This window comes from Pseudomonas citronellolis, assembly GCF_029335315.1.
In the GTDB taxonomy this organism is placed as follows: domain Bacteria; phylum Pseudomonadota; class Gammaproteobacteria; order Pseudomonadales; family Pseudomonadaceae; genus Pseudomonas; species Pseudomonas citronellolis_A.
The window spans coordinates 1-24,856 of record NZ_JARJLT010000212.1; the positions used below are offsets into that span (position 1 = coordinate 1).

Below are 24,856 nucleotides of genomic sequence, written 5' to 3' on the forward strand. Positions count from 1 at the left end.
CTTGCCGTTCACTTCCAGCAGGTCGGTCAACACCTGGGTGTTCTTGGTGTTGCCGAAGCGGTCCTTGGTCGGGCGGACCACCGTGGAGAACTTGCAGCGCAGCGGCTGGCCCTGGAAGGCGATGCCGTCGAGCAAGGTCGGCTCAACGTCGTACTGGGTGATTTCGAAGCCACGGGCGTTGCCGCGAGCCCCTTCCGGGATAGCGGAAATCGCCTGGACGCTGGCGAAGATTTCGCCGGAGGTTTTGGAGGTGTAGCAGTCGGTCTGGGTGACCCACAGTTCTACGACGCCGCCAGCGGATGCAAACATGTTCATGTGAAGCTCCTTTGCCTTTTTCGGGCATGAGTTGGCCCGCTGCTGCAAATTGGGCGCGTTGGCGGCCGTCTTTCAGCGGGTGTGGTGGTGCCTAGGGTTTGCGGTGGTGCGGGCGGTGAGTGGGGTCAACACCAAGGGCGCTGCCCTTGTCATCCCGCTCTCGCCGCCGAGGGCTCAGGAGCGCGGGACGGTGAAGCTGCCCCACACTCCCGAGCGGAGGCTATTCAGGGCGGGGCGCGGTCAAGGGTGCGCTTCGCCCGGCGCTCCGTTTGTCCGAACGGTGGAGCGCATTCGGACAAGCCGGTGCGGCGGCCCTGGACCGGATTGGCCCAGGTGCGGACGGCGGGGAGGCCGAAGAGCGCGGCGAAGCTCAGGCCGGCGGCCATGAAGACCAGCCAGAGGGCGACGAAGGTGGCGGCGTTAGTCGGCATGGTTCAGCCCTCCAGCTCGAAGGGTTCGCGGATCGGCACGAAGGGCGTCGGCTTGCCGCTGTCGTACACAACGTGCCAGTACGGCGCGGGTCGGCGGCGTGGATCGTGTTTCGCGCAGAAGGAACGGGGGCGGCAGAGCCACCGGCCATTTTCCTTGTAGGGGCGCCCAGGGGGCCGGCAGTCGGGACACGCAGACAGGTTGAGCGATTGCGGCCCCATCTTTGCGACAAAGCACACAGAGCAGTCGCAGTCGGCGGGGTGCGGTCGGTGCAGGTACGCGCTGAATATGTTCATGCTTCACGCCGTCCACTCCTGCTCCATCAGCCAACTACGGAACAAAGAGCTGTTCACCATCCGCAGTTTTCCCAGCTTCACGGATGGGAGAACGCCCCTATACACCCAGGCACGGGCGGTACCACAGGTGACTCCATTGCGCTCCGCCCACTTTTCTATGGTCTCGACATCCCGCTGTAGGTCTGTCTGAGATGGCAGTTCCAACCCTTCCAGTTCCATGCTCATTCCGTCACTATTCGTGTCATTACGGGCTTTATCTTTCCGGCAATATATGCCGGTTACTCCATAACGATTATGGCTGGATGAGCAATTACGCCTATCAGCAAATGCTCAGATAGCCAGGCGAAATCAGGAAAATGAGAGAACGAATAGTCGCCATACTTCAAAAGAAAAAGCTGACAGCTAAACGACTGGAACAGCTAAGCGGCATAGACCGTGAGAAGTGGTACGCCCTGCGGAAGGGAGCACGGCGTGTAAACGAGGACGACATTAAGGTAATTGTCGAGTTAGCCCCCGAGTACGCATTGTGGCTAGTGAGTGGCAAGATTGCGCCAGAGGTAGGCCAGACCAGCCCTGAGTACGACGAGGCGCATGAAAGCTTGCCCCAACCCAGCGCGGGATAAAGCTGACACGGACGGCAGCCCTTCGCTGGTTCAATAAGGGATAGAACTACGAAAAAGGAGGGCGAGCCAGATGAACCCTAAGGTATTCATCAGAATCGTTTTCGGCGTAATGGCAGCCGTGGCGATCTCGTTTGCGGCGCGCATGCTGTATGCCTCATACGCGACCGAGGTCATGACTAACAGCCTGCACAAAATGCAGGAAGACATGACCCGTCGTAGCAAGGAAGCTAGCAAGCGTCTTCAGCACCAGGCTCAAGAACAGGCACAGAAGCAAAAGCAACGCGCTGCTGAAGCCGAAGCCAAACGAACACTTGAACTGGCTCAGCTAGAGCAAGAGAGGCGCCTTACCTCCCCCGAGTGCCGCTTCTGGTGGCTCCAAGACGAGCAAGCCCCATCTGACCGCACTGCAAGCAAAAAGCAGCAATACTGCGGCGACCAGTAACCAAAATCCGGTTTAACTCTTTGACAGTTTACTCTTCAGACCAAGGGCGGATATCCTCGGCAAGGGAAATGATTCCAACCACAACCAAGTTTTACTTAAAAAGCTTAGCACCTCAATCTAAAGGAGTTGGTCATGGTCGATTTTGGGAAGAGACTTAAAAACAAAGAAATAGAAAAAAAGATCGACCCTATAGAAATATATAACTCACTAGATAGAACTAGCGACACAGGCCCATTAAGACCCTCCCAGAAGGCCGTACTAAAAGAGTGGAACTCCAAAAGGAGGTCAACAAAAGACAACATAGTAAAACTCCATACGGGCGAGGGAAAAACGCTAATTGGTCTCCTTATGCTTCAGTCAAAGATTAATGAAACCGGGGAACCTTGCCTATTCCTCTGCCCAAACATATATCTTGCTTACCAAGCAATGACAGAAGCGGCAAAATTTGGAATAAAATTTTGCGAAATAGGGAATGACAAAGAAATCCCGGAAGACTTCATATTAGGGAAAACCATCCTAATAACCCATGTGCAAAAACTTTTCAACGGAAAGACGAAGTTCGGACTTAACAACAAATCAATCGACGTAGGCGCAGTAGTCCTCGATGATTCCCACGCATGCATCGACGCAATAAGAAGTTCACTAACAATTAGAGTCCCCAGCACCCACGACGTCTACAAGTCCACAATCGAGAAATTCGAAAAAGAGCTACGCGAGCAGGGCGAGGGAAGTTTCCTTGAGGTGAAGTCTGGAAGCAACAATACCATGCTGCCAATTGCATATTGGAGCTGGATTGACAGGAAAGATGAAATAACAGCACTCCTGCTTGATCACAAGAACGACACTGAGATTGCTTTTGTGTGGCCAGTAATCAAAGATAACATTGAAGATTGCCAGGCATTTATAACCGGAAACTACCTAGAAATATCGCCTCAAATAATGCCCATAAAAGCATTTGGCTCATTTTTTAATGCAAAACACAGAATACTAATGTCGGCCACAACCCAAGACGACGCCTTCTCTATCAAAGGACTTGGCTTTGACACTTCAGCTATTCAAAATCCGCTCACAAACAACGAATTAAAATGGTCTGGGGAGAAAATGATTGTAATCCCCACACTAATAGATGTGAGTCTTGATAGAGAGCACATTGTTAACTGGCTTGGGAACCTTAAGAACACCACTTACGGCGTAGTTTTCTTAGCGCCAGACTTTAGCAAGAGCACCCAATACACCAAGCTCGGGTCAAAAGTTTCCGACAAAAAAACAATCTTTGAAAATGTTGACGCATTAAAAGGTGGAAATTTTGAGTGCCCGATTGTATTCGTCAACAGGTACGATGGTATCGATCTACCAGACAGAGCATGCCGGATATTAGTCCTCGACTCAAAACCATACTTTGATTCGCTCCTAGATAGGTATGAAGAGTGCTGCAGAGCAGATAGCGATCTGATCAATATCAAGATAGCTCAAAAAGTAGAACAAGGCTTGGGGCGGAGTGTTCGAGGGGAGAAAGACTACAGCATTATAATTGTTACCGGCGGAGACTTGGCTAAGTTCATAAAAAGCCAGGCAACTAACAAATATTTTTCCGCACAAACAAAAAAACAAATCGAGATAGGCATCCAAGCCTCGGGCTTTGCCAGAGAGGAGCTCAAAGAAAACAACGATCCGCACAAAGTACTCTTCAACCTCATGAGCCAAGCCTTAAGAAGGGATGAGGGATGGAAGGAATACTATGCTGAAGCAATGTCCGAGCTTCCAGACACTGATCCCAAAGAAGCACTTTACGACATATTAAAGCTTGAGCTTGACGCTGAAGCGGCCTACTCAGCCGGGAAACTCCAAAGGGCTTGCGAATTAATGCAGCGCCTATGTGATAAAAATAACGACAACCCATCGGAAAAAGGTTGGTACACCCAACAACTTGCACGTTACAAATACAAGATCAGCAAAATTGAGTCAAACGAAACCCAACAAGCAGCCTTCGCGCTTAACTCCCAGCTCTTAAAGCCAAAGTCCGGAGTCACATACAAAAAGATTACATATAAAAATGAGCACCGTATGCTCAGAATAAAAAAATGGCTGGAAAGGTGGAGCACTCATCAAGAGCTTAATCTAGCGGCTGAAGAGATTGCAGACAATCTAGCATTTGGAACAACTGCCGAGAAATTTGAGTCCGCCGTAAAGAGCCTGGGGGAGGCGCTAGGCTTTGTAAGCCAAAGACCAGATAAAGAAATAAAAACTGGCCCAGACAACCTATGGTGCCTTGGAATAGATGACTATCTCTTCTTTGAATGCAAAAGTGAAGTCAACGAAGACAGGAAAGAGATAAACAAAGACGAAGTAAGCCAATTCAACTCTCACTGCGGATGGTTCTCAGAAAACTACGGAGACGCCAACTGCAATAGAGTACTGGTAATACCAACAAACAAACTTTCCCACCAAGCAAACTTCACCCATCCGGCAAAAATACTTAGAAAGAACGGACTAAAAAAGCTTAGAGACAACTTCAAAGGATTTATTAAAGAGCTAAACGGATATGAAATCGGCGGAATCTCTGACGCCAAAATCCAACAACTACTTGAATATCACAAGCTGAGTATTACAGACCTAAAAGACACGTACTCAGAAGACTATGTAAGCCTAAAAAAATAGTCTAAAACCAAGGCGGACCTTATTAATCAATAACTGTACATGGCTATCTTGCTTGAAAAAATAGCCATGTACAGACCTTTCGAAATTTACGAAACGAAAAAGCACGACTTGCGACGCCCTCTCCGATTGCAAGTATCCATCTGAAACGACGCCATAGTGGGCTCGATTCCCTAGACATGAAAGGGCACTTTTCAGTCCGAATTAGCTAGTGAAAGTTCGCAGAAACTGGCCAATTTCAGTCACTAACGATTATGCCAACTGGCCCGACAACGAGAGGGAGACAAGGGGCAGTATGAAATGATCTCCATAGACACCACGCCGTGCGGAGCAGTTTGAGCGACTAGTTATCCATTCAAGCTGTAATGTTCCAAGGTTTCTTCTTCGCAGGGGAAGCACTCTTAACATAGCCTGAAATTGCATTATCAGTCTCAACTGCGACTTGATCAATCAATACTAGGTAGTCCCTCAATTCAGGTAGTTTTATGTAGTCAGCATACCGCCCACGATGGGCAATATCGCCGCGCACACCAACGAAGTCATTTATCTTTACCGCCCCACAAGACCAGTAGTCAGACAGCCTCTCGACTCCGAGAAGCTTTTGATACATTTCGTTCAAAGGACCAGCCTTTGGAGTGTTGAGCCCGTCGCACCATAGTCGTGCATGTGCAACTAGAACACCTCTCCATCCATCGTTTGCGAGTGCAAGCGCCTTCAGTTCATGCTTGGACTCTCTCACGTGACGAGCCAGTTCTTTTTGAACATCCAGAGGAAGCTCGGCGGGCGACTGGCACTTATTTACCAAGAAATCTACTGCCTCAACGAGCAGAGACTCTGCATACAGCTCCCACGACGCACAAAGCATTACAACGCCACTTCTCGTAATATGGCCAAGACCCTTTTTCCCTGGATTTCCGGCGTGCAATTTTCCATGGCTTTCAATCAGCCGCTTTACGTCAATTGAATTGTGTCGAAAGGCGGTAAATGCATTTGACGGCATCCAGCAGTTTTCCCCATTGATGGATTATTCTTGGTTAAGGCAGGTCCGCAAGCAAAGCGGGCGACTGGACCAGTTGAATCGCCCCTAACTCCATAAACGCTCTTGCCGGTTGATCATGGCTGCTTTCGGCCGATGACTGCCCGTTGAATCTGTCGAAAAAATGTCGAAATCAAAGACACGAAAAGGCACGCACTGCAACATCGACGCAACGAGAGCGCAGACGATAAGACGCATTGGAACACTCTGAAATGTCGTTTAAGAGGGTTTGAAGCCCGGCCACGCCACCGGGCGTGATTGCCTTCCGTTTGCGGGAGCGGGCGGGTGCCCGGCGTCCTTGGCCTTTGGCGACTTTGCGTTGCCGTGTCGCGGCGTTTGCGACCAGGCAACGCTAGCACAAATCGTTTGTGCGCAGGTTAATGCTGGTGCCACCGATGCTGCCCGTTCCAGCCGCCCGAGCGCCACCTTTCGGCGCGCCAGGCGCGGCGGACCGGGTCATCGTGCCATTTGCGCCAGCGTTCGTAGTCGGGGTCGATGAAGGGGGTGGAGGTTCCGGTGACGCAGCCCCTGCTGTCGAAGCCGACCGACGTGCCGCCAGCGTAGTCCCAGCCGAGAGCCCCCTTGGTGTCCGGGTCGCCCCAGGCGGCGGTCACGTCCTGGGCACGCATGCCGGCCACGACCTGTTTGCGTACGGCCAGGGTGCGCAGTTGCTGTTCGGTGTAGGGGCCACAGTCGGAGGCCGGGTCGGCGCCGACTATGGTGACGCGTACCAGTTGGCGGGTCGGGGCCTGGGCGGTCTGGGTGGCTTCCTTCTGCTCGCTCTCGGCTTTTCCGGCCTTTTCGCCGTCGGCGGTTGCCTCTTCGTCCTGGGGTGGCGGAGGGGGCGGAGGCTGGGCGATCAGCAGGCCTTCGGTGGCGGGCACCACCTTGATCTGTTCGCCGGCGCTGCCGTCCGGGCAGGCCTGCTGGGTGAAGGTGAGGTGGCCCTGGCCGTCGTCGCACTTGTTCATGGTGGCGCCGAAGGCGCCGGCGCTGGCGGCCAGCAGGAGGATACAGAGCGTGCGCATGCGGTTCTCGGGGATGGGGAATGCGGACATTCACCCGAGTCAGTGCCCTTCCCTGGAACGCGCAGGCAATCGCTGACCCGATCGAATCATCTGACAGCGCTGGATGTACGAAGTATCAGAAGGCCACCAACCTGAATGTAACAAAAGAATTCAACTGACTGCCTGCAGCGCCAGGGCCGAGTCTTCGCGGATGCGCCGTTCATTGCCGAAGCGCCGGGTGAAGCCGATGCGGTCGAAATATTCCAGCAGTTGGATGCTGCGCTTGCGGCCGAGGCCGATGCGGTCGCGGAAGGCGGCGGCGCGGATCAGGCCCTGTTCGTCACGTAACTGCAGGGCCTGTTGCGCCAGCTGGCGGATGGTTTCGTCGGGGTAGAACAGGTCCTTCACCACCTGGTGCAGTTGGCCGAGGCGGGCCAGCTTGCGCAGCAGCAGGCGCATGGCGGCTTCGTCCACGCTGAGCTCGCGGGCGAGGTCGCGGGTCCAGGGTGGGTCGAAGGCGCCGGCCAGCAGCAGCGGCCAGAGGCGTTCGCGCAGGGCCTGGTCGGCGGCGCCGAGTTGTACGCGGTGGTCCGGCAGGTGCAGCCAGGGGCCGCTGCTTTCCACGCCGCCGCTGGCCAGGGCCTGTTCCAGCAGCGCGATGAAGATCGGCCGCTCCAGCTGCGCGAAGGCGTAGCGGCGCAGGCGGTCGCGGTCGGGGCCGAGTTCGTCGGGTTGGTCGGCGTGGAAGCGCGCCAGGGCTTGCAGCAGTTGTTCGCCGAGGGCGCGCCAGCGAGCGCCGGTGAACAGGCGCGGGCCGCCACGGGTGCTGATTTCGCTGATGTCCGCTGGCAGCTGCCAGCCCTCGCGGGGGCGGTTGAACTGGCGCGCCAGCCGGGTCGGGTCGACGCCGTTGTCGGCGTGTTCCAGCAGCACCGCCAGGGCCTGCTCCAGGCCTTCGCCGCGCAGGGCTTCGAGTTGCGCCAGGCGCTCCGGGCTGCGGCGGTTGCGGGCCGGGGCGAAGGGGTCGAGCACGCGGCCGCCGCCGAGGGTGCGCTGGGCGGATTGGTCGCGCAGCACCAGGCGGTCGCCGTGCACGGCCTGCACCGGGGTATTCAGCACAAGCTGGGCGAAGGCGCGGCCGCCGGGGGCCAGGCGTTCGTCTTCCAGCAGCGCCACGCGACCGGTGACGTCCTGGGCGCCGAGGTGCACGTGCAGCGGCGTCCAGTGGGCCAGGGCGCGGGTTTCGCCGGGAAGCAGGCGCAGGTCGATGTCGATGCGGGTGGTGGGCGCGTGCAGCGCGGGGGCCAGCAGCCAGTCGCCGCGCTTCACCTGGTCCGGGCCGAGGCGCTCGCCGCTGAGGTTCAGGGCCACCCGCTGGCCGGCGTGGGCCTGTTCGGCGGCGCGGTTCTGCGCGTGCAGGCCGCGCACGCGGACCGCACGGCCGGCGTTGCCCAGGAGCAGCTCGGCGCCGACGTCCACGTGGCCGGAGAAGGCCGTGCCGGTCACCACCAGGCCGGCGCCGCTGACGCTGAAGGCGCGGTCCACGGCCAGGCGGAAGCCGCCCTGGGTGGAGCGTTCGCGCACCTCGCGGGCGGCCTCGGCCAACGCCTGACGCAGGGCCTCGACGCCCTCCCCGCTCAGGCTGGAAACCGGGTATATCGGCGAGCCGGCCAGCGGCCCCGGCGCCAGCAACGCCTCGACTTCGGCGCGGGCTTCGGCCAGGCGCTGCGGGCTGACCCGGTCGGCCTTGCTCAGCGCCACCAGGGCGCGTGGGATGCCGAGCAGCTCGACGATGGCGAGGTGTTCGCGGGTCTGCGGCATCACCCCGTCGTCGGCGGCCACCACCAGCAGCACCAGGTCGATGCCGCTGGCGCCGGCGAGCATGTTGTGGACGAAGCGCTCGTGGCCGGGCACGTCGATGAAGCCGGTCAGGGCGCCGTCGCCGAGGTCGGCGTAGACGTAGCCCAGGTCGATGGTGATGCCGCGCTCGCGCTCGGCCGGGCGGCGGTCGCCCTCCACGCCGGTCAGCGCGCGCAGCAGGGCGGTCTTGCCGTGGTCGATGTGCCCGGCGGTGCCGACGATCAAGCCGCGCCCTCCGCCAGCAACGGCAACTGGGCGAGGAACGCCGGCTCGTCGTCGAGCTGGCGCAGGTCGAGCCACAGGGCGTCGTCGTCGATGCGCCCGAGCAGCGGGATCGGCAGCCCGCGCAGGCGCTCTTCCAGGTCACGCAAGGCGCGACCGCGCAGGCGCTTGTTGCTCTGCGGACGCAGCGCCAGGGCGGCGCTGGGCAACCGCGCCACCGGCTGGGCGCCGCTGCCGATCATGCCCAGGGCGGCTTCCACGCTCACCGTCCAGCCAGCGCCCAGTTGCGCGGCCAGCAGCGGCACGAGGCGGGTGGCCTGGGCCTGGATATCGGCCTGGGGGCGGCTGAGCAGGCGCAGGGTGGTGAGGCGCTCGGCCAGGCGGTCGGGGTCACGGTACAGGCCGAGCACGGCTTCCAGCGCGGCGAGGGTCAGCTTGTCCACGCGCAAAGCGCGCTTGAGCGGGTTCTTCTTGATCCGCCCGATCAGTTCCTTGCTGCCGAGGATGAGCCCGGCCTGGGGGCCGCCGAGGAGTTTGTCGCCGCTGAAGGTGACGATGTCGGCGCCGTCGCGCAGGGCCTCCTGCACCGTGGGTTCCTTGGGCAGGCCCCAGCGGGTGAGGTCGACCAGGGTGCCGCTGCCGAGGTCTTCCAGCAGCGGCAGGCCGTGGCTGTGGGCGATGGCGGCGAGGTCGCGGGTGGCGACGCTGGCGGTGAAGCCCTGCACGCTGTAGTTGCTGGTGTGCACGCGCATCAGCAAGCCCGAGCGCGGGCCGATGGCGGCTTCGTAGTCCTTGGCGTGGGTGCGGTTGGTGGTGCCGACCTCGACCAGCTTCACGCCGGCGCGGGCCATGATGTCGGGGATGCGGAAGGCGCCGCCGATCTCGATCAGTTCGCCGCGCGAGATGATGCCTTCCTTGCGCGCGCCCAGGCTGTTGAGCGCCAGCAGCACGGCGGCGGCGTTGTTGTTGACCACGGTGACCGCCTCGGCGCCGGTGAGCTCGCGGATCAGCCCGGTGATGAGGTCGTCGCGGTCGCCGCGCTTGCCGCTGGCCAGGTCGAATTCCAGGTTCAGCGGGTAGCGCGCGGCCATTGTGATGGCTTCGATGGCTTCCTCGGGCAGCAGCGCGCGGCCGAGGTTGGTGTGCAGCACCGTGCCGGTGAGGTTGAACACCCGCCGCACGCGGCTGGCGTGGTGCGCGGCGAGGCGTTCACCGGCGCGGCCGGCGAGCACCGCTTCGCTGAGTTCGATGGCGGCGAGCTGGCCGTGGCGCACCGGCTCGCGCAGCTCGTCGAGCAGGTCGCGCAGGGTGCCAAGCAGGGCTTCGCGACCGTAGCGTTGTTGCAGCGGCGCGCAGGCCGGGCTGCGCAGCAGGCGGTCGATGGAGGGCAGGCGGACGGAGGTCATGCGCGGTCCTTCTGGCTTCACGGGGCAGTAGGTGGGGTTCGGGCGATGGGTATCGTCGCGGGCTCCTCGACCCATCCTACGGTTCGGTACGGGTCGAATGCAGTCTAGGTCAGTCTGCGTCGCCAGGTGACAGCAGCAGGTTCGGCGCGCTGCGCAGGTAGCCGTCTTCGGCCAGGCGGATGTCCAGGGCCAGGCTGGCGAGGTCGTCGGCCTGGGGCTCGGCGGCTTCGTCGTGTTCCAGGTAGCACTGCTTGAGGTAGCTCTTGCAGTTCGGGCAGACCTCGGCGCGCAGCGGCGCGCGGGCGGCTTCGCGGGCGTCGTCGTGCGGCGCCAGGTAGAACAGCCCTTCGCTCTTGCGGCAGTGGCTGCATTTGATGCGCACGTAGTGCCACTGGCAGGAGCACAGCGAGCAGACCAGGTAGCGCAGGCCGTTGGCCTTGCCGCGGTTGTGGATGACCCCGGCCACGGGCGGCGAGCCGCAGGCCGGGCACAGGGTCTGTTCCTCGCGTTCGTTGAGCAGGCCTTCGGGCAGCGCCAGCAGCCAGTGGCTGAAGGCGACCTGCAGGGTGGCGCCGAGGAACGGCACCAGGGCCGCCGGCAGCAGGTCGAACTGGCCGTTGAGCAGGGCCAGGGCCCAGGCCTTGCGCTGGCCGGCGTCGGCTTCGCGCAGTTGCCGCAGGGCGTTGGCGATGGGGCTGGCCGGGGTGGTGGCGAAAGCGTCGAGCAGCGGGTCGAGCAGCGCCAGCCAGGCGCCTTCGCGCACTAGCACTTCGTAGCCCAGCGGCGGCATGTCGTGCTCGGCGCTGCGGCGCAGGGCGGCTGCGTCGGGCATGGACAGCGCGGGCGGCTGGTCGAGCAGGGTTTGCTGGATGTCGCAGAGTTCGGCCAGCAGGTTCAGGTAGTCGCCCAGCGGGTGGCCTTCGGCGAGCTGGCGCAGGCGCTCGCCGCGCTGGGCGAAGAGCTGTGGTGCGGGCAGCTTGAGGAAGGGCGGGATGTTGGCGGCGGCTTCGATCTGACCGGGTTCGAGGATTTGGCCTGGCACGCAGGACTCCTTGTCGGGTGGCTTCGGAGGGGCTTGCTAGGGCCCTCTCCCTCGCCCTCTCCCTGAAGGGAGAGGGGACTGTTCGGTGTGAAGGTCGGGGCCGTGCCGTGCGGGTTCGCGAGCAAGCCCGCTCCTACAGGGGCGGCATGTTTTGGCTCAGTGGCGGTCGCCCTTGTCCACGCTCTTCAGCCAGCCGGCGTGGTGCTTGCGCGCCCAGGCGCGGCTTACCCAACCATAGAGCATCGCGCCCATCGAGCCCTTGACCCAGATGCCGGCGTAGATGTGCACCAGGATGCTGCTGATCAGCACGAAGGCGGCGAAGGCGTGGAGCAGCGCGGCCAGGCGGATGATGTCGATGCCGAACCAGGCGCTGAAGTACTGGCGCCAGATGACGATGCCGGTCACCAGCAGCGCCAGCATGCACAGCAGCAGGGTCCAGAACAGCAGCTTCTGCCCGGCGTTGTAGCGGCCGACCTCGGGGAGGTTTTCCTCGCGGTTGGCGACCACGTCGCGCCATTGTTTCAGCCACTGCACGTCGCTGCGTTCGATCAGGTTGTGGTGGGCGAAGCGCAGCACCAGGCCGAGGAAGAACACGAACATCGCCAGCCCCAGGAACGGGTGCAGGATGCGCGTCCAGGGGCCGCCGCCGAACAGGCTGCTGAGCCAGAACAGCGCCGGATGGAACAGCGCCACCCCGGACAACCCGGCGAGGATGAAGAAGATCGCCACCAGCCAATGGTTGCTGCGTTCGTTGGCGGTGTAGCGTTGGATGTGTTTTTTCATGCTGGGCTCCTGGAGGCGCGGGCGAGCGCCCTCTCCCCAACCCTCTCCCTGAAGGGAGAGGGGGCTGTTCGGCGCGTAGGCTCAACGCGGGTCGCGCGGGTCATAGCTGTGCACCGTGGGGTCGACCTTGTGCACCGGGTCCTCCGGCGCCGGCCCCGGTTCCTCGTCCTCTTCGGTGAGGTTCGGCCCGGTGCGGGTGTAGTGGAAGAACCCGGCGAGCACCACCGCGCCCATGGCCAGCAGGCCCAGCGGCTTGGTGATGCCCTTCCACAGGCTGACCAGCGGGCTGATCGCCGGCTTGTCGGGCAGGCCGGCGTACAGCGAGGGCTGGTCGTTGTGGTGCAGCACGTACATCACGTGGGTGCCGCCGACGCCTTCGGGGTCGTACAGCCCGGCGTTCTCGAAACCGCGCGACTTGAGGTCGACGATGCGCTCGGCGGCGTGTTCCTTCATCGCCTCCTTGGTGCCGAAGACGATGGCGCCGGTCGGGCAGGTCTTCACGCAGGCCGGTTCCATGCCGACGCTGACGCGGTCGGAACACAGGGTGCACTTGTAGGCCTTGTGGTCCTTCTGCGAGATGCGCGGGATGTTGAACGGGCAGCCGGTGATGCAGTAGCCGCAGCCGATGCAGTGGTCCTGGTTGAAGTCGACGATGCCGTTGGCGTACTTCACGATCGCCCCCGGGCTCGGGCAGGCCTTCAGGCAGCCCGGCTCGGCGCAGTGCATGCAGCCGTCCTTGCGGATCAGCCACTCGAGGTTGCCGTTGGGGTTCTCGTGCTCGGTGAAGCGCATCACCGTCCAGGAGTCGGCCGAGAGGTCCAGCGGGTTGTCGTAGGTGCCGTGGTTGTGGCCGACCTCGTCGCGCAGCTCGTTCCATTCCGAGCACGCCACCTGGCAGGCCTTGCAGCCGATGCACTTGGACACGTCGATGAGCTTGGCCACTTCCTCCTGGTTGCGCACCGAGGGCATCGGCGTGGTGGTCGCCGATCGGGCACGGATGTCTTGTGTGCTCATGCCTCACCTCCGCCAAGCTTCTCGACGTTGACCAGGAACGACTTGAACTCCGGCGTCTGCGTGTTGCCGTCGCCGACGAAGGGCGTCAGGGTGTTGGTCAGGTAGCCGTTGCGCGCCACCCCGGCGAAGCCCCAGTGCAGCGGGATGCCGACGTGGTGCACGGTCTTGCCGTCCACCTGCAGCGGGCGGATGCGCTTGGTCACCACCGCCACCGCCTTGATGAAGCCGCGGTTGGAGGAGACCTTCACGCGGTCGCCGGCCTTGATGCCCAGCTCCTTGGCCAGCACCTCGCCGATCTCGACGAACTGCTCGGGCTGGATGATCGCGTTCAGCCGGCAGTGCTTGGTCCAGAAGTGGAAGTGTTCGGTGAGCCGGTAGGTGGTGGCCGCGTAGGGGAACTCGTCGGCCTTGCCGAACAGCTCCATGTCGTTCTTGAACACCCGCGCGGCCGGGTTGCTGGTGGCCTTGGCGTTGTTGCGGTGCAGCGGGTTGATGCCGATGGGCGTCTCGAACGGCTCGTAGTGCTCGGGGAACGGCCCCTCGGCCATCTTGTCGACGGCGAAGAAGCGCGCCACCCCCTCGGGGTTCATGATGAACGGGTTCATCCCCGCTTCCGGCGGCACGTCGGCCTTGTAGTCGGGCACGTCGGTGCCGCCCCAGGCCTTGCCGTTCCACCACACCAGGCGTTTCTTCTCCGGGCCCCAGGGTTTGCCGGCGAGGTCGGCCGAGGCGCGGTTGTAGAGGATGCGCCGGTTGGCCGGCCAGGCCCAGGCCCAGCCGAGGGTCTGGCCCATGGCGTAGGGGTCGGCGTTGTCGCGGCGGGCCATCTGGTTGCCCTGCTGGGTCCAGCTGCCGGCGAAGATCCAGCAGCCGCTGGCGGTGCTGCCGTCGTCGCGCAGCAGCGCGAAGCCGGGCAGTTGTTCGCCGGCTTTCGCCAGGATCATGCCGTTGCTCGGGTCCACCAGGTCGGCCAGGGCCTTGCCGTTGTACTCCTTGGCCAGCTCTTCGGGCGCCGGGTCGTCCGGGCGCTGGTAGGGCCAGTCGAGGCCGAGGATCGGGTCGGGGAAGGCGCCGCCGTCCTTCGCGTACAGGGCCCGCAGGCGGTGGTACAGCCCGGCCATGATGGCGATGTCCGGGCGCGCCTGGCCCGGCGGTTCGCCGCCCTTCCAGTGCCACTGCAGCCAGCGCCCGGAGTTGACGATGGAACCGTCCTCCTCGGCGAAGCAGGTGGTGGGCAGGCGGATCACCGTGGTCTGGATGGCCTGGGTGTCGACGTCGTTGAATTCGCCGGCGTTGCGCCAGAACTCGGAGGTCTCGGTGGCCAGCGGGTCCATCACCACCATCCACTTCAGCTTGGCCAGCGCGGCGCTGACCTTGGCCTTGTTGGGGAAGGAGGCGATGGGGTTGAAGCCCTGGCAGAAGTAACCGTTGACCTTGCCCTGGTACATCATGTCGAAGTAGCGCAGCACGTCGTAGCCGGCGCCCGGCGCGTCGAGCTTGGGCAGCCAGTCGTAGCACCAGTTGTTGTCCTTGGTCGCCGACTTGCCGAACCAGGACTTCATCAGGCTGACGTGGAACTTGCCGTAGTTCTGCCAGTACGACATCTGCCCCGGGCGCAGCGGCTTGCTGGCGCGCTTGGCGATGTAGGCGTTGTAGTCCTGCTCGGCGTCGCCGGCCAGGGTCAGGTAGCCGGGCAGCGAGTTGGACAGCAGCCCCAGGTCGGTCAGGCCCTGGATGTTGGAGTGGCCGCGCAGGGCGTTCATGCCGCCGCCGGGCATGCCGATGTTGCCCAGCAGCAGCTGCACCATGGCGCCGGTGCGGATCATCTGCGCGCCCACCGAGTGCTGGGTCCAGCCCAGGGCGTACATGATGGTCATGACCTTGTCCGGCGCCGAGGCTTCGGCGATCTCGGCCCAGACCTTGAGCATCATGTCCTTCGGCGTGCCGCAGATGTTGCTCACCACGTCCTGGGTGTAGCGGCTGTAGTGCTGGCGCATCAGGTTGAACACGCAGCGCGGGTGCTGCAGGGTCAGGTCGACCTTGGCGAAGCCATCCTCGCCCAGCTCGTAGCCCCAGGCGGACTTGTCCGGGTAGCTGCGCTTCTCGGCGTCGTAGCCGTTGAACAGCCCGTCCTCGAAGCCAAAGCCCTCCTTCACGATGAAGGCCGCGTCGGTGTAATTGCGGACGTATTCCTTCTGGTACTTGTCGTTCTCGATCAAGTAGTTGATCAGCCCACCGAGGAAGGCGATGTCGGTACCGGTGCGAATCGGCGCGTAGTAGTCGGCCACCGAGGCCGAACGGGTGTAGCGCGGGTCCACCACCAGCAGGCGCGCCTTGTTGTGCGCCTTGGCTTCGGTAACCCACTTGAAACCGCACGGGTGAGCTTCGGCGGCGTTACCGCCCATGATCAGGATCAGATCGGCATTCTTGATGTCGGTCCAATGGTTGGTCATGGCTCCACGGCCAAACGTCGGGGCAAGACCTGCCACCGTCGGGCCGTGTCAGACACGCGCTTGGTTGTCGAATCCGAGGATGCCGAGGGAGCGCACCACCTTGTGGGTGAGGTAACCGGCTTCGTTGGAAGACGCCGACGCGGCGAGGAAGCCGGTGGTCAGCCAACGGTTCACCGTCTGGCCCTGGGCGTTCTTCTCGATGAAGTTGGCGTCGCGGTCTTCCTTCATCAGCTTGGCGATGCGGTCCAGCGCGTCGTCCCACTCCAGGCGTTTCCACTCGCTGGAGCCGGGTTCGCGGATCTGCGGGTAGGCCAGGCGGTTCGGGCTGTGGATGAAGTCCAGCAGGCCGGCGCCTTTCGGGCAGAGGGTGCCGCGGTTCACCGGGTGGTCGCCATCGCCCTCGATGTGGATGATGTTCTGGGTGACGTTCTTCGAGTCGTCGCCCTGGCTGTACATGAGGATGCCGCAACCCACCGAGCAGTAGGTGCAGGTGTTGCGGGTCTCGGTGGTGCGTTCGAGCTTGAAGTGGCGGATCTGTTCGGCGAACGCCTCGGGGGGCGCCATGCCGAGAGCCGCAAGGCTGGATCCCCCAAGGCCGACGGCGGCGACCTTGAAGAATTGCCGACGGTTCATGTCCATCGTGCGTCTCCTGAATCAGGCAATGGGCGGCCGGTACCTCGCCGGGCGCCTCTGGTTAAAAGATAGCCAAGCTAGCGCATTGCGCCAGGCGTCTATATCGGGCGTGGACTATCACTCTGCCTGAAAGGGCCGATTCGCTTCCCTGACCGGTGTCAGCCGAACGGCCTGGACATCAGCGGAAGTACAGCAGCACCTGGAGGTCGGCCTGCGAGGGGTAGGCGCAGAGCAGTTGGCCGTCGTCGCCCAGGCAGGACGGTTGCAGGTCCTGGTTGACGGTGTCGTGCAGGCCCAGCAGCAGCAGGCCGAGCAGCGCGGCGAGCAGGTAGTGGCGGTAATGGCGCAGGTGCTTTCTTCTTGTCATGTTCATGACAACCTCCGTGGAAGCCGGTCAGTGAAATGGGGGCGGCGAAAGCTGCTCACCCCGTTCTTGCAGTGTGCGCCGCCCTGGCCGGCTGTCAAGCGCGGGGGCTTGGCCCAAATGCCCGGCGCCGCCGTCAGCTGGGCCGTTCACCGCCGCCGCGCAAGTTCCTATGGTGCTCCCATCGCCCCGTCGACGAAGCCGCCATGCCCAGCCCCGCCATCCGCCCCTACCCTCACCTGCTCGCCCCGCTGCAGGTCGGCCCGCTGCTGCTGCGCAACCGCGTGGTCATGGGCTCCATGCACACCGGCCTGGAGGACCGCCTGTGGGACTTCGGCAAACTCGCCGCCTACTACCGCGAACGCGCGCGCGGTGGCGTGGGGCTGATCATCACCGGCGGCTTCGCGCCCAACCGCGAGGGCTGGCTGCTGCCGCTGGGCAGCGACCTGACCAGCGCCCTGCAGGTGCCGGCGCACCGCCGCCTGACCCAGGCGGTGCACGCCGAGGGCGGGCGCATCCTGCTGCAGATACTCCACGCCGGGCGCTACGGCTACCACCCGCTGGTGGTCTCGGCCTCGGCGCTGAAATCGCCGATCAGCTGGTTCACCCCGCGCGAGCTGTCCGAGCGCGGCATCGCCCGCACCATCGCCGCCTTCAGCCGCTGCGCGCGCCTGGCCCGCGCCGCCGGCTACGACGGGGTGGAGATCATGGGCAGCGAGGGCTACCTGCTGAACCAGTTCCTCTGCCCGCGCGGCAACCGCCGCCAGGACCGCTGGGGCGGCAGCCTGGAGAACCGCATGCGCCTGGCGCTGGAGATCGTCCGGCGGATTCGCCGCGCCGTCGGCGAGCGCTTCGTCATCGGCTATCGCCTGTCGCTGCTCGACCTGGTGGAGGGCGGCAACACCTGGGACGAAGTGCGCCAGGTGGCGCTGGCCCTGCAGGAGGCCGGCGTCGACCTGCTCAACAGCGGCTTCGGCTGGCACGAGTCGCGGGTGCCGACCATCGTCACCTCGGTGCCGCGCGCGGCCTTCGCCGAGGTGAGCGCGCGCCTGCGCCGCGAGCTGCGCATCCCGCTGATCGCCAGCAACCGCATCAACACCCCGGAGGTGGCCGAGGCGCTGCTCGTCGCGGGCCAGGCCGACCTGGTGTCGCTGGCGCGACCGCTGCTGGCCGACCCGCAGTTCGTGCAGAAGGCCGCCGCCGGCCAGCCCGAGCGCATCAACACCTGCATCGCCTGCAACCAGGCGTGCCTGGACCACGCCTTCGCCAACCGTCGCGCCAGTTGCCTGGTCAACCCGCGCGCCGCCCACGAGACCGAGCTGCGCTACCGCAAGGCGCGCCAGCCCAAGCGCATCGCGGTGATAGGCGCGGGCCCGGCCGGGCTGTCGGCGGCCTGCGTGGCGGCGGAACGTGGCCACCGGGTCAGCCTGTTCGAGGCCAGCGGCGAGATCGGCGGGCAGTTCAACCTGGCCAAGCGCGTGCCGGGCAAGGAGGAGTTCCACGAAACCCTGCGCTACTTCGCCGTGCGCCTGGCGGAGCTGGGGGTAGACCTGCAACTGAACCGACGCATCCAGCGCGGCGAGCTGCAGGGGCAGTACGACGAGGTGATAGTCGCCACCGGGATTCGCCCGCGCCAGCTGAAGCTGCCGGGCATCGAGCATCCCAAGGTGCTCAGCTACCTGGAGGTGCTGCGCGGCGCGGCGGTGGGCGAGAAGGTCGCGCTGATCGGCGCCGGCGGCATCGGTTTCGACGTCGCCAGCTTCCTCCTGGCCCGACGCGACGGTCCGCAGCCGCTGGGCGAGTGGCTGGGCGAATGGGGCATCGACCTGGACAACAGCACCCCCGGCGGCCTGCGCGAACCCACGGCGCTGACGCCGGCGCGCCAGCTCTGGCTGCTGCAGCGCAAGCCCGGCACGCCTGGCGCCGGCCTGGGCAAGACCAGCGGCTGGGTCCACCGCGCCCACCTGAAGCACCACAAGGTGCGCCTGCACGGTGGCGTGGAGTACCTGCGCATCGACGCCGCCGGCCTGCACATCCGCCTGGACGGCCGCGAGCAATGCCTGGCGGTGGACAACGTGGTGATCTGCGCCGGCCAGGAGCCGCTGCTGGAACTGCAACCGACCCAGGCGGCGGAGAACCTGCGCCACCACATCATCGGCGGCGCCCGCCTGGCCCACGAGCTGGACGCCAAGCGGGCGATCCGCGAGGGGGCGGAGTTGGCGGCGCGGTTGTGACGGACACGAGCTCCTTGTAGTAGCGGGCCATGCCCACGATCCCGCCGTCAGGCGAAAACCCGGGCCCTTGGCGTCACGGCGACCAGCCCATCGGCCACGGTAGCTCCTCGGACTCCAGCAGCGCCTTGATCGCCCGCAGGTCCTTTTCCACCCACTGGGCGTCGCGCTCGAAGGCTGCGTCGTCCATCTCCGGCTGGCGCAGCAGGGTCAGCAGCAGTTCGCAGCCTTCGCCGTTGGCGATCAGGCGCAGTGGGATGTGGATCGGCGGGGCGTCTTCCGGCAGCACGTCGTGGTCCAGCACGCCGAACGGGTTGCGCGGCGAGAAGCGCACCCGCAGCGGCCCTTGTGGTGTCTGCGCCAGCCAGTATTCGGCGTCCAGCGGCTCGATGGCGCTGCACAGGCCCGAGGCCCAGCGCGAGAAGTGGCGCGGCTCGGCGAGGAAGTCGTAGGCCGGTTGCCAGTGGCGTTCGATGCGCACGCTCAGGGTGCGGGATGAGACTGTGCCCATTGTTTCACTCCAGCGAGACGGGAGCGTTGCCCCGGTCTGGTGCATACTAACCGGCTGCCCTTTACGCTTCGACTGCCAAGGAGTTCACCATGCCTACGCCACCCTGGTGGTTGTTCGTCCTGCCGCTGATCGCCGGCGCCTGCCTGCCGCTGCAAGCCGGCATCAACGGCCAGCTGGCCAAACAGGTGTCCAGCGTGCTGGCCGCCGCGCTGATCTCGTTCTGCGTCGGCCTGCTCGGCCTGCTCGTGCTGACCCTGGCCAACCGCGAGCTGCCCGCCGTGCAGGCGCTGCGTTCGCTGCAGTGGTGGCACTGGTGCGGCGGCTTCCTCGGCGCCTTCTTCATCTTCATCGCCGCCTTCGCCGCGCCGCGGGTCGGCGCCCTGCTGTTCATGGTGCTGGTGCTGGCCGGGCAACTGGGCATGGCCATGACCCTCGACCACTTCGGCTGGGCCGGTTTTCGCGAGAACCCGATCAGCGCCCTCAAGGTGGCCGGCATCGCCGCCATCGCCGTGGGTGTCTGGCTGATCCGCAAGGGCTGAGCCCTTCGTCGAAAGGACGGGCAATCCGCCGCCGGGGCCACTATGATGCGCGCCCCGCCACGCACCGAACGCCGCCATGAGAAAACCGCCGCTGATCGCCGACGCCGAACTGGACCGCCTGGAAACCTGGGCCAAGTACACCTCGGGCCTGTGCCGCGACTGCCACGCCACCTGCTGCACCATGCCGGTGGAAGTGCGCATCGGCGATCTCATCCGCCTGGGCGTGGCCGACGAGTTCGAGCGCGAGGAACCGGCGAAGAACGTCGCCAAACGCCTGACCAAGGAAGGCATCGTCGAGCGCTTCAACCAGAAGAGCGGCATCTTCACCCTCACCCGCAGCAGCAACGGCGACTGCCTGTACCTGGACCGCAAGACGCGCCTGTGCACGGTCTACGCCAAGCGCCCGGAAACCTGCCGCAACCACCCCCAGGTGGGCCCGCGCCCGGGCTACTGCGCCTACCGCAAGAAGCAGGACTGAGGCGGATCAGGGCTCGACGCCGACCGGCACCGACTTGATCCAGCCACGCAGGGTGAGGAAGAGCGCGCCCTTGCCGGAATTGTCCCGCCACAGGCGGCCGCGTTCGACGTAGCGGCTCTCGCCGACCTGGTAACGCAGCGTGCGCTCCTCGCCCAACTGCCCGGCGAAGTGCCCGGTGCGCCAGTCCAGCAGCAGCACCCGCACCGTCTCGCGCACACCCAGGTCGAGCGCCTGCAGGTAGCTTCGCCCGCCATTCGCCGCCCAGTCGTCGAGACATGCGCTGCAAGCCACGGGCTGGCCCTGGACTTCGATGCGCCCCCGGTAGAGCGCCTCGCGCCCCTGCATCAGACGCACCTCGCTGACCAGCCGGGCGCTGTGTCCGTCGTGGCTGAGCACGCCTTGCGGTGCCACCACCAGTTCGAGCACCGCGGCGTCGGAAAGGGGCCGTCCGGCCTCGCGCAGGGCGGCGGCGAAACGCTCGTCGAACCAGCCCGTCAGGGGTTGTCCGTCGAGCGCCTGCTGCAGCGGGGCGACCTGCTTGTCGGCCTCGACCTGTTGCGCGTCCTGCACCGAGGACTGGCCCATGCCGGCCGCCAGCGCCGTGCCGATGGCCACACCCAGCGCCACGCCGGCACCGGCGCCGCCATTGCCGGCGCCGCTCACCGAGCCCTGGAAGTTACGCGCGCTCTGCTCGCCATGGGCGATGATCGCCGCCCCGTCATTGGACGACTCGGCGCGCAGCAGGCGCCGCTCGCCGGGCTCGATGCGCAAGGCCAGGGCCTGGCCATCGAGCAGGCGCGGCAACTGCTCGGCCATGCTCGGCTGCAGCGCCTTGGGCGAGGCGCACCCGGCCAGCGCCAGGCATATCGCCAGGGCGCCGGCAACGCCGCGCCTCACGGCTTGGCCGAGGACAACTGGCGGTCGCGGAACACCCCGACCAGGTCCTGCTGGGTCGAGTCCAGGGCCTGGTAAAAGGCGTTGGTCAGGTTCGGGAAGTCCGGGCCTTCGTCCCACTCGCCGTCGGCGGCGCGGCTGAAGACTTGCGGCTTGTAGTAGAGCAGGCGGTTGTCATTCAGGTCGATGACATAGGTGGTGACCACGACCTGGGCCACCGGCACGCTGGTCGGCACCATGCCGTAATAGGTGCGCATGGTGCCGGCGTCGCCGAACCGGAACAGCACCAGTTTGTCGATCTGCTTCTGCGCCTTGAGTCCCTGGAAGTCCTGCTCGGCGAAGCCGGTGCGGGTGCCGGCGTTCTTCGGTAGCGCCTCGAGCTTCAGCGGCTCGTCCAGGTTGACCGCCTGGTAGCCATTGCTGCGCAGCAGGTCGCCGACCTGCCGGGGCACGCTGCCCAGGCCGCTGGCGTCCCAGGTTTCCACCTTGTGCCGCAGGCTCGTGGCCAGGCCGTTGTTCACCGCCATGTCGAGCAGGCCCTGCTGGCCGGCGAGCACAGTGGTGGGCTTGGGCAACTGGGTAAAGGCGACGCCGATGCGTTGCTGTTTCTGCGACCAGAACGTTTGGTCCATCGGCACCGGCGGCTGCGGCGTGGCGCAACCGGTCAAAAGGGCGAGGCAAAGCAGTGGCAGCGCCAGGAGGGCGCGCGAGAATCCTTTCATCATGATGTCCTTGTACGACGAATGACTGGCCAGTGGCCGGTATCGGGGAGCGACCATAACCTAGCCAAATGCCACTACGCAACGACCGTCAACCCTCCGGCGCCAGAAATTCGGATAAACCTGAGCCGACGGCTTTTCCCCGCCGATGCCGCCGCTATACTGCGGCGCTGTCCCGGAGCCGCGCATGAACCCACTGAGCGACGCCTGGCGCGATCGTCCGACCCACCGCCGGGTCTGGGCGCTGGCCGCGCCGATGATCCTGTCCAACGTATCCGTCCCGCTGGTGACCCTGGTCGACAGCGCGGTGATCGGCCACCTGCCGCACGCCCACCAGCTCGGCGCGGTGGCCGTGGGCGGCAGCCTGTACACCCTGCTGGTGGGCGTGCTCGGCTTCCTGCGCATGGGCACCACCGGCTTCGCCGCCCAGGCCGCCGGGCGTGGCGATGGCGGCGGGCTGCGGCGCATCCTCGGCCAGGGCCTGCTGCTGGCCATGGGCCTGGCACTGGTGCTGGGCCTGCTGGCGCTGCCGCTGATGCCCCTGGCCATGGGCCTGATGAACACCTCGGCGGAACTCGACGGCCTGGCCCGGCAGTTCTTCCACATCCGCCTGTTCGGCCTGCCGGCGGCGCTGGCCAGCTACGCGCTGATCGGCTGGCTGCTGGGCACGCAGAACGCGCGCGGGCCGCTGGCCATCCTGCTGACCACCAACCTGGTGAACATCGCCCTGGAACTGCTCTTCGTGCTCGGCCTGGGCTGGGGCGTGGCCGGCGCCGCGCAGGCCTCGGTGATCGCCGAGTGGAGCGGCGCCGCGCTCGGCCTGTGGCTGGCCCGCGACGCGCTGCGGCGATTTCCCGGCGCGCCGGACTGGAGCCGCCTGCGCCGCTGGGCGAGCTGGGCGCCGCTGCTGATGGTCAACCGCGACATCTTCGTGCGCAGCCTGGCTCTGCAGGGCGTGTTCTTCCTGCTCACGGTGCAGGGCGCGCGCCTGGGCGACGCCACCGTGGCGGCCAACGCCCTGCTGCTCAATGGCCTGATGATCACCTCCTACGCCCTCGACGGCCTGGCCCACGCAGTGGAGGCCCTGTGCGGCCACGCCATCGGCGGCGGCGACCGCCAGGCCCTGCGCCGCTCGCTGATCGTCGCCTGCGCCTGGTCGCTGCTGGCCAGCCTGGGCTTCGTGCTGTTCTTCGCCAGCGCCGGGCACCTGTTCATTGCCCTGCAGAGCGACATCCCCGAGGTGCGCGCGGTGGCCGACCAGTACCTGCCCTACCTCGCGGTGCTGCCGCTGGTGGGCATGTGGAGCTACTTGCTCGACGGCCTGTTCATCGGCGCCACCCGCGCCCGCGAGATGCGCAACGCCATGCTCCTGGCCTGCGCCGTGAGCCTGCCGCTGGGTTGGTCGCTGCAACCGCTGGGCAACCACGGCCTGTGGCTGGCCTTCCTATGCTTCATGCTGTTGCGCGGGCTGATCCTCGCCGCCTACGCCTGGCGCCTGACCCGCCGCGACGCCTGGATCGCCCTGCCCACCCCCTGACCCTGACCCGAAGGAGCCGCTCTGCTCGCTCCTCCGGTCGACGAAACCCTCTACAGTGCCAAGCAGCGCGGCCGCGACCGCGTCGAATACAACGAAGCCGCAGCCTGAGCGGCACACAAGGACGGAACGACATGGCCTCAGCCCTGGTTGCCTACCTGCACTTCATCTCGATCTTCGTGATGTTCGCCCTGCTGGTGCTGGAGCACCGCCTGTTCAAGCTGCCGCTGGACCACGCCCGCGCGCGCAGCCTGGTGATCGTCGACCTGGCCTACGGCGCCAGCGCCGGGGTCGTGCTGCTCACCGGCATCGCCCGCGCGCTGTGGTTCGCCAAGGGCCTGGACTACTACCTGCACAACGCCGCCTTCCACGCGCTGGTCGGCATCTTCGTGCTGGTGGCGCTGCTGTCGATCTACCCGACCCTGACCTTCCTCAACTGGCGCAACACCCTCAAGGCCGGCCAGGCCCCGCAGGTCGAGGCCGCGCAGGGCCGGCGGGTGCTCATGGTGATCCGCGTGGAGCTGCTGGCGATGCTGGTGCTGCCGCTACTGGCCAGCCTGATGGCCCACGGCATCGGCATGACCGGCGGTTAGCCGGCGGCTGTGCAGGTTCACCTTGAGCAGGCCGCGATTGCAGCAGCAACGCCCGGTGCTGCCGAACAGCGCGAAACGGGTGGCGCGATAGGCGGCGGTGGAGCAGGTGCACTCCAGGCTCTTCAGCTTGCGATAGGCCCAGAGCCAGCGACACAGGCGGCAACGCCTCGGCGAACGGCTGCCGGGTGATCGAACGAGACGCTGCATGGCCTGCTCCTGGGTACTGCACGGGTCCGAAGCGCCCCGGCCGCCGCCTCCGTCGAGATGGAAGGCGAGCCGAAGCGGTATTGCGGGACTCACGGTGCGCTGGGGTGGGGGTTCGGAAAGTCCCGAAAAAGAAGTCCCGAAAAAATTAACAACTCGGTCCGCTCCACCCCATAAGGCGCGAGCCCAGGCAGCCGCATGAAATTTCCCATAGCCCACGCCGGATCGCTCTAGATCAGTACTTTCAGCCGCCCCACCAACGCCTCGGCGGTGGCCGGCGGCAGCCCCAGGCGGAAGCGCCCGCGCAGCAGTTCGATCAACTCATCCGCGCTGGCGATGCGCCGCTGGCCGCTCGAACCCTGCGCATCGCGCCAGCCGAACTGGCCGTCGAGCAGGGTCAGGCGGGTGTCGCCCTCGCTGAGCGCTACCCGCAGCCCCTTGCGAAACACACTGTCCGGATGGGTGGAGGTGAACCAGTTGCGCGGCAGGTAGTCGAGCCAGTGCTGCGCCTGCGGGGTGAAGCGGTACAGCGCCTGCCAGCCGCCGCCGGTGCGCAGCGCCAGCTCCAGTTCC

At 64.6% G+C, this 24,856-nt stretch carries 25 protein-coding genes; 7 read left to right on the forward strand and 18 right to left on the reverse strand.

Annotated elements, in window-relative coordinates; translation table 11 throughout:
- The 4 genes from P3W75_RS16750 to P3W75_RS16765 all read right to left on the reverse strand — a co-directional run.
- On the reverse strand, nucleotides 1-315 hold a 315-nt coding region (locus tag P3W75_RS16750; RefSeq protein ID WP_276228433.1), incomplete at its 3' end, for a DNA-binding protein.
- A gap of 224 nt (nucleotides 316-539) precedes the next feature.
- Nucleotides 540-746 (reverse strand): hypothetical protein, encoded by a 207-nt coding sequence (locus P3W75_RS16755; RefSeq protein WP_276228434.1) that lies wholly within the window; start codon nucleotides 744-746, stop codon nucleotides 540-542.
- A 3-nt stretch (nucleotides 747-749) separates the two neighbouring features.
- Nucleotides 750-1,040 carry a lysogeny maintenance protein PflM gene (gene pflM / locus P3W75_RS16760; RefSeq protein ID WP_276228435.1) on the reverse strand — a complete coding sequence of 97 codons (291 nt, stop codon included), beginning with the start codon at nucleotides 1,038-1,040 and terminating at the stop codon, nucleotides 750-752.
- Nucleotides 1,041-1,043: 3 nt separating this feature from the next.
- Nucleotides 1,044-1,259, reverse strand: a complete 216-nt coding sequence (locus P3W75_RS16765; RefSeq protein WP_430765381.1) for a DNA-binding protein — start codon at nucleotides 1,257-1,259, stop codon at nucleotides 1,044-1,046.
- A 474-nt stretch (nucleotides 1,260-1,733) separates the two neighbouring features.
- Here P3W75_RS16765 and P3W75_RS16770 point away from each other — a divergent pair, with 474 nt between their 5' ends.
- Entirely contained in the window at nucleotides 1,734-2,105 is a 372-nt protein-coding gene (locus P3W75_RS16770; protein ID WP_276228437.1) for a hypothetical protein, read from the forward strand.
- 132 nt (nucleotides 2,106-2,237) lie between these two features.
- Complete coding sequence (locus P3W75_RS16775) at nucleotides 2,238-4,763, forward strand: DEAD/DEAH box helicase (RefSeq protein ID WP_276228438.1); 2,526 nt, start codon at nucleotides 2,238-2,240, stop codon at nucleotides 4,761-4,763.
- Nucleotides 4,764-5,115: 352 nt separating this feature from the next.
- Here the strand turns inward: P3W75_RS16775 and P3W75_RS16780 are convergent, their stop codons facing one another.
- The 9 genes from P3W75_RS16780 to P3W75_RS16820 all read right to left on the reverse strand — a co-directional run bounded on the left by P3W75_RS16780 (nucleotide 5,116) and on the right by P3W75_RS16820 (nucleotide 16,589).
- Nucleotides 5,116-5,760 (reverse strand): HEPN domain-containing protein, encoded by a 645-nt coding sequence (locus P3W75_RS16780; protein WP_276228439.1) that lies wholly within the window; start codon nucleotides 5,758-5,760, stop codon nucleotides 5,116-5,118.
- A 413-nt stretch (nucleotides 5,761-6,173) separates the two neighbouring features.
- Complete coding sequence (locus tag P3W75_RS16785; RefSeq protein ID WP_276228440.1) at nucleotides 6,174-6,824, reverse strand: DUF4124 domain-containing protein; 651 nt, start codon at nucleotides 6,822-6,824, stop codon at nucleotides 6,174-6,176.
- A 150-nt stretch (nucleotides 6,825-6,974) separates the two neighbouring features.
- Complete coding sequence (selB, locus tag P3W75_RS16790) at nucleotides 6,975-8,888, reverse strand: selenocysteine-specific translation elongation factor (protein ID WP_276228441.1); 1,914 nt, start codon at nucleotides 8,886-8,888, stop codon at nucleotides 6,975-6,977.
- The gene (selA, locus tag P3W75_RS16795) at nucleotides 8,885-10,291 is read right to left on the reverse strand and encodes an L-seryl-tRNA(Sec) selenium transferase (RefSeq protein ID WP_276228442.1); all 1,407 of its coding nucleotides are present in this window, start codon (nucleotides 10,289-10,291) and stop codon (nucleotides 8,885-8,887) included. Before selA ends, selB begins: the two co-directional genes overlap by 4 nt.
- A 109-nt stretch (nucleotides 10,292-10,400) precedes the next feature.
- Nucleotides 10,401-11,333, reverse strand: a complete 933-nt coding sequence (gene fdhE / locus P3W75_RS16800) for a formate dehydrogenase accessory protein FdhE (RefSeq protein WP_276228443.1) — start codon at nucleotides 11,331-11,333, stop codon at nucleotides 10,401-10,403.
- 156 nt (nucleotides 11,334-11,489) lie between these two features.
- A complete protein-coding gene (locus P3W75_RS16805; RefSeq protein WP_276228444.1) occupies nucleotides 11,490-12,116 on the reverse strand; it encodes a formate dehydrogenase subunit gamma in 627 nt (208 codons plus the stop codon).
- Between the two features lie 81 nt (nucleotides 12,117-12,197).
- Entirely contained in the window at nucleotides 12,198-13,130 is a 933-nt protein-coding gene (fdxH, locus tag P3W75_RS16810) for a formate dehydrogenase subunit beta (protein WP_276228445.1), read from the reverse strand.
- Nucleotides 13,127-16,222, reverse strand: a complete 3,096-nt coding sequence (fdnG, locus tag P3W75_RS16815) for a formate dehydrogenase-N subunit alpha (RefSeq protein WP_276228446.1) — start codon at nucleotides 16,220-16,222, stop codon at nucleotides 13,127-13,129. The genes fdxH and fdnG overlap by 4 nt, the downstream gene beginning before the upstream one ends.
- 172 nt (nucleotides 16,223-16,394) lie before the next feature.
- Nucleotides 16,395-16,589, reverse strand: coding sequence for a hypothetical protein (locus P3W75_RS16820; protein WP_276228447.1), 195 nt, complete (start codon nucleotides 16,587-16,589; stop codon nucleotides 16,395-16,397).
- A gap of 197 nt (nucleotides 16,590-16,786) precedes the next feature.
- On the opposite strand from P3W75_RS16820, the gene P3W75_RS16825 reads away from it, so the two are divergent.
- Nucleotides 16,787-18,814, forward strand: a complete 2,028-nt coding sequence (locus tag P3W75_RS16825; protein WP_276228448.1) for an NADPH-dependent 2,4-dienoyl-CoA reductase — start codon at nucleotides 16,787-16,789, stop codon at nucleotides 18,812-18,814.
- 73 nt (nucleotides 18,815-18,887) lie between these two features.
- On the opposite strand, the gene P3W75_RS16830 is transcribed toward P3W75_RS16825, so the two are convergent.
- A complete protein-coding gene (locus P3W75_RS16830) occupies nucleotides 18,888-19,322 on the reverse strand; it encodes an SRPBCC family protein (RefSeq protein ID WP_276228449.1) in 435 nt (144 codons plus the stop codon).
- Between the two features lie 89 nt (nucleotides 19,323-19,411).
- On the opposite strand from P3W75_RS16830, the gene P3W75_RS16835 reads away from it, so the two are divergent.
- Together P3W75_RS16835 and P3W75_RS16840 are read left to right on the forward strand one after the other, a co-directional pair.
- On the forward strand, nucleotides 19,412-19,861 hold the full coding sequence (locus P3W75_RS16835) for a DMT family transporter (protein ID WP_276228450.1): 450 nt from the start codon (nucleotides 19,412-19,414) through the stop codon (nucleotides 19,859-19,861).
- A gap of 76 nt (nucleotides 19,862-19,937) precedes the next feature.
- Nucleotides 19,938-20,339 (forward strand): YkgJ family cysteine cluster protein, encoded by a 402-nt coding sequence (locus tag P3W75_RS16840; RefSeq protein WP_276228451.1) that lies wholly within the window; start codon nucleotides 19,938-19,940, stop codon nucleotides 20,337-20,339.
- Nucleotides 20,340-20,345: 6 nt separating this feature from the next.
- Here P3W75_RS16840 and P3W75_RS16845 read toward each other — a convergent pair whose 3' ends face one another.
- On the reverse strand, nucleotides 20,346-21,236 hold the full coding sequence (locus P3W75_RS16845) for a hypothetical protein (RefSeq protein WP_276228452.1): 891 nt from the start codon (nucleotides 21,234-21,236) through the stop codon (nucleotides 20,346-20,348).
- The gene (locus tag P3W75_RS16850; protein ID WP_276228453.1) at nucleotides 21,233-21,865 is read right to left on the reverse strand and encodes a hypothetical protein; all 633 of its coding nucleotides are present in this window, start codon (nucleotides 21,863-21,865) and stop codon (nucleotides 21,233-21,235) included. Before P3W75_RS16850 ends, P3W75_RS16845 begins: the two co-directional genes overlap by 4 nt.
- A 274-nt stretch (nucleotides 21,866-22,139) precedes the next feature.
- Between P3W75_RS16850 and P3W75_RS16855 the strand changes: the two genes are divergently transcribed.
- Both P3W75_RS16855 and P3W75_RS16860 read left to right on the forward strand, forming a co-directional pair.
- Nucleotides 22,140-23,489 carry an MATE family efflux transporter gene (locus P3W75_RS16855; protein ID WP_276228454.1) on the forward strand — a complete coding sequence of 450 codons (1,350 nt, stop codon included), beginning with the start codon at nucleotides 22,140-22,142 and terminating at the stop codon, nucleotides 23,487-23,489.
- Between the two features lie 131 nt (nucleotides 23,490-23,620).
- A complete protein-coding gene (locus P3W75_RS16860; protein ID WP_276228455.1) occupies nucleotides 23,621-24,079 on the forward strand; it encodes a DUF2214 family protein in 459 nt (152 codons plus the stop codon).
- Here P3W75_RS16860 and P3W75_RS16865 read toward each other — a convergent pair.
- Together P3W75_RS16865 and P3W75_RS16870 are read right to left on the reverse strand one after the other, a co-directional pair.
- Entirely contained in the window at nucleotides 24,032-24,286 is a 255-nt protein-coding gene (locus tag P3W75_RS16865) for a hypothetical protein (RefSeq protein WP_276228456.1), read from the reverse strand. The genes P3W75_RS16860 and P3W75_RS16865 overlap by 48 nt on opposite strands.
- Nucleotides 24,287-24,513: 227 nt before the next feature.
- The coding region (locus P3W75_RS16870) for an arylamine N-acetyltransferase (protein ID WP_276228457.1) at nucleotides 24,514-24,856 on the reverse strand (343 nt) is incomplete at its 5' end.